The following is a 3,521-nucleotide window of genomic DNA, read 5'->3' on the forward strand; positions in this document are numbered from 1 at the left end:
CATCGTATTCTTCGTACTCTCGACAAATGGAAATTCTTCGTAATGTGGCAATATATAAAAATTTACTAAATTTAATCCTGAATATTCCTCTAATGCTGATGCTTTATTTCTATCGTCTAAAAGTTGAATATAATCTATGTTTTCTGATGCAATAATTGCACCTGCTGACTCTCCAATATAGATCAAATTCTCCAAAATTCTCTTTTTAATAACGGCAATGAGATCTTTTTTCTTTAATTCCTGTAATAAGTAAAATGTATTTCCTCCAGACACATATAAACAAGGGAAATTTTCAAGTGCTGAAATAACGTATTCCCTTTCAGCTTGACTGATATCTAAAACATGAACATCAATGTCTAAATGTTTAAAAACAGATAATGCTTCATCTACATATGCTGTATATTCTTCAACATTGGCAGCAGTCGGTATAAATAAAACACGTTTATCTTTTAATGGAGAAAGAAACGTACTAAGTAAATTTTTTGTCCCAGCTAAATATGATGTTAAAAATAATTTCTTACTCATTTTCTTACCTCCACACCTTGTGTAATTAAAAAGGCTTTCAACTCCCCAATCTGAATAATCTGTTTATGAAACACACTCGCCGCCAATGCGCCGTCCACGTTCGCTTCAATAAACGCATCACGGAAATGTACCATTTCTCCTGCTCCGCCTGAAGCAATCAAAGGCACATTGCAAACCGACCGCACTTTTTTAAGCTGCTCCAGATCGTAGCCCTTTCGCACACCGTCTTGATTCATCATATTTAACACGATTTCCCCAGCACCCCGTTGCTGTACTTCTTTGACCCAGTCAAGCAACTGCCATTGGGTTTGGCGGGTACGTTTTTCATCGCCTGTGTATTGATTAACCCAGTATTTGCCGCTCTTTGCTTCAAACCAACTATCGATCCCCACTACGATCGCCTGCACCCCAAAGCAATCCGCCAATCTGGAAATCAGAGCGGGATCGGTAAGTGCGGGGGAATTGATTGAGATTTTATCTGCCCCAAAGGCAAACAGTTTTTCAGCATCTTCTACCGTCTTGATACCGCCTGCCACACAAAACGGAATATCAATCACTTGGGCGACACGCTCCACCCAGCTTTTATCCACTGTACGACCATCTGATGAAGCCGTAATATCATAAAACACCAGCTCGTCTGCCCCTTCCTCCGCATAACGTTTTGCAAGCGGAACAATGTCGCCGATAATTTCGTGGTTGCGGAATTGCACGCCTTTTACTACCTGCCCGTCTTTCACATCTAAACAAGGAATTATCCGTTTTGCCAACATTGAATAGCCTCCTCTAGATTAAATTTTCCTTCCAATAACGCTCGCCCGACAATCACGCCTGCTACGCCCGTGCCTTTGAGTGCTGCAATATCGGCAAGTGAACCGATCCCACCTGAAGATTGAAATTGAATCTCGGGGAAAGCTGCACAAATTTCACGGTAAAGGGAAACGTTTGAACCGGTAAGCGTACCGTCTCGTGAAATATCGGTGCATAACACGTGTTGTAAACCAACCGCTTGGTATTCTTCGATCAATTCTTCAAGGGATACTCCGCTGGTCTCTTGCCAACCGCTAATCGCAATGATTTTCTGACCGCTTGCATCAATATTAATATCTAAAGCAAGGACGAATTTATCCGCCCCATATCGCTCAAACCAACCTTTTACCATTGCACGATCTTTCACTGCCGTTGAGCCAATCACGATACGATTTGCGCCGACTGCCAATAAATCTGCCACATCTTGCTCTGAGCGAATACCGCCACCAACTTGGATTGGGCATTGGACTTGCGCGATAATTTCACCAATCAGTGTTGTCTGGCGTTGAGCCGGGTCTTTCGCCCCTGTTAAATCCACCAAATGAAGCTGTTTTGCCCCCTGGCGAACGTAATCCTGAAATTGTGCCACAGGATTATCGCTATACAAGGTTTTTTGGGCATAATCGCCCTGATATAACCGCACCACTTGACCATCAATTAAGTCAAGGGCGGGGATAATTTGTGATTTCATTTTATGCTTATCCTTATCTTTATGTATCACGGGTATTCGAGCCTATATCCCTTTTTACATCACATCGCTGAAAGCGAACTTTTTTGTTTGCCATTAACATCAAAATTGTCGTCCGCCAACCAACGTTTAAAACGTACTTTATTCTTTTCCCATTCAGTATCCAACATCGAAAACCAGGCTGTATCACGATTCCTTTCTTTATAAACAACCGATTGCCTGAATGTTCCTTCATAGGTAAATCCTAAGCGTTTAGCTGCTCTACGCGAAGCCTCATTCAAACTATCGCATTTCCATTCATACCGGCGATATTTCAATTGTTCAAATACGTATTCAGCTAATAAAAAATGTGCTTCAGTACCGATTTTCGTTTTTTGTAATTTAGGAGAATAAATAACCCAACCAACTTCAATAACCCGATTTTTAGGATCAATACGCATTAAAGCAAAAGATCCTATACTTTGCCCGTTAGATTGATCAACGATACTAAAATAATAAGGGTCTTTTGAATTTTCGAGTTGATAGAAAAATCTTTTAAACGTTCTATCATCATTGAAAGGCATTAAAGATAAATAGGTCCAATAATTTAATGGAGAAGAATAGACTTCAAACAAATCTTTGCCGTGTTTAGCAAGAGATAATTTTTCTAAACGGCAAAATCGTCCTTGCAATAAAACCGCTTGAGGTAAATCACCAACCGTAAAATTAGGCAAAGCATCTCCAATTGGTTGATTAAATTCATTATATCTCGTCATATTTTCTCCTTACGGAATTAAACACTAGATTTTTTCCACAAAATTGTGCAACAACAACGCCCCATTTTTACCCGAGCGCTCGGGGTGGAATTGCACACCGTAAAAATTGCCTTTGGCAATGGCAGCGGAAAAATCCACACCATAATGGCAGGTGGCGATAGTGCTCTCATTCGGGCTGACCGCATAGCTATGCACAAAATAGAAATGGCTATTTTGCTTAATGCCGTCAAACAGTGGGCAGCCTTGCACATAACGCACCTTATTCCAGCCCATATGGGGCAAAGGCAAACTTGTATCAGGAATTAACGCCGTCTGGCTTGGCATTAGGTTCAGCGTTTCCACGTTGCCTTCTTCGGAAAAGGCGGTCATTAGCTGCATACCCAAGCAAATACCCAACACAGGTTGAGTGAGGTTTTGGATCACCTCAATTAGCCCTCGCGCTTGTAGGCTTTTCATTGCTGCAACTGCCGTTCCCACCCCGGGAAGAATGAGCTTATCGGCAGATTTAATTTTATTGAGATCACTTGTGATCTCAGCCGCATAGCCCAATCGGTCAAAAGCGAATTTGACGGAGGAGAGATTGGCGCAGGCGGTGTCGATGATAATTAAAATTGACATACATTTCCTATTTAAATAAATCAAATAAACCTAATATACTTATAATTATTCCTAAAATAGAAAAAAACCAATTCCAAACTTTTTGCATCTTCTGTTTCTTTTTATCTGCATCTAAATCTAAAATATAA

5 protein-coding genes are annotated in these 3,521 nt (G+C 40.7%); all 5 read right to left on the minus strand.

Going from position 1 to position 3,521, the window contains the following annotated elements; translation table 11 throughout:
* Positions 1–525 (minus strand): Type 1 glutamine amidotransferase-like domain-containing protein (locus BKK47_RS09560; protein WP_077494624.1); only part of this gene is annotated, 525 nt, incomplete at its 3' end.
* Positions 522–1,295, minus strand: coding sequence for an imidazole glycerol phosphate synthase subunit HisF (hisF, locus tag BKK47_RS09565; RefSeq protein ID WP_077494625.1), 774 nt, complete (start codon positions 1,293–1,295; stop codon positions 522–524). The genes hisF and BKK47_RS09560, both read right to left, overlap by 4 nt.
* On the minus strand, positions 1,277–2,023 hold the full coding sequence (gene hisA / locus BKK47_RS09570) for a 1-(5-phosphoribosyl)-5-[(5-phosphoribosylamino)methylideneamino]imidazole-4-carboxamide isomerase (protein WP_077494626.1): 747 nt from the start codon (positions 2,021–2,023) through the stop codon (positions 1,277–1,279). The genes hisF and hisA overlap by 19 nt, the downstream gene beginning before the upstream one ends.
* A gap of 59 nt (positions 2,024–2,082) precedes the next feature.
* The gene (locus tag BKK47_RS09575; protein WP_077494627.1) at positions 2,083–2,775 is read right to left on the minus strand and encodes a GNAT family N-acetyltransferase; all 693 of its coding nucleotides are present in this window, start codon (positions 2,773–2,775) and stop codon (positions 2,083–2,085) included.
* 24 nt (positions 2,776–2,799) lie between these two features.
* Positions 2,800–3,393 (minus strand): imidazole glycerol phosphate synthase subunit HisH, encoded by a 594-nt coding sequence (gene hisH / locus BKK47_RS09580; protein WP_077494628.1) that lies wholly within the window; start codon positions 3,391–3,393, stop codon positions 2,800–2,802.
* Between the last annotated feature and the right edge of the window lie 128 nt (positions 3,394–3,521).

Origin of the sequence: Rodentibacter mrazii (genome assembly GCF_001998825.1) — a bacterium.
GTDB classification, from domain to species: domain Bacteria; phylum Pseudomonadota; class Gammaproteobacteria; order Enterobacterales; family Pasteurellaceae; genus Rodentibacter; species Rodentibacter mrazii.

What these genes read in the sequence shown, in the direction of transcription:
- hisA (WP_077494626.1), bottom strand. Translation starts at nt 2,023, where the DNA reads ATGAAATCACAAATTATCCCCGCCCTTGACTTAATTGATGGTCAAGTG.
- hisH (WP_077494628.1), bottom strand. Translation starts at nt 3,393, where the DNA reads ATGTCAATTTTAATTATCATCGACACCGCCTGCGCCAATCTCTCCTCC.
- BKK47_RS09575 (WP_077494627.1), bottom strand. Translation starts at nt 2,775, where the DNA reads ATGACGAGATATAATGAATTTAATCAACCAATTGGAGATGCTTTGCCT.
- hisF (WP_077494625.1), bottom strand. Translation starts at nt 1,295, where the DNA reads ATGTTGGCAAAACGGATAATTCCTTGTTTAGATGTGAAAGACGGGCAG.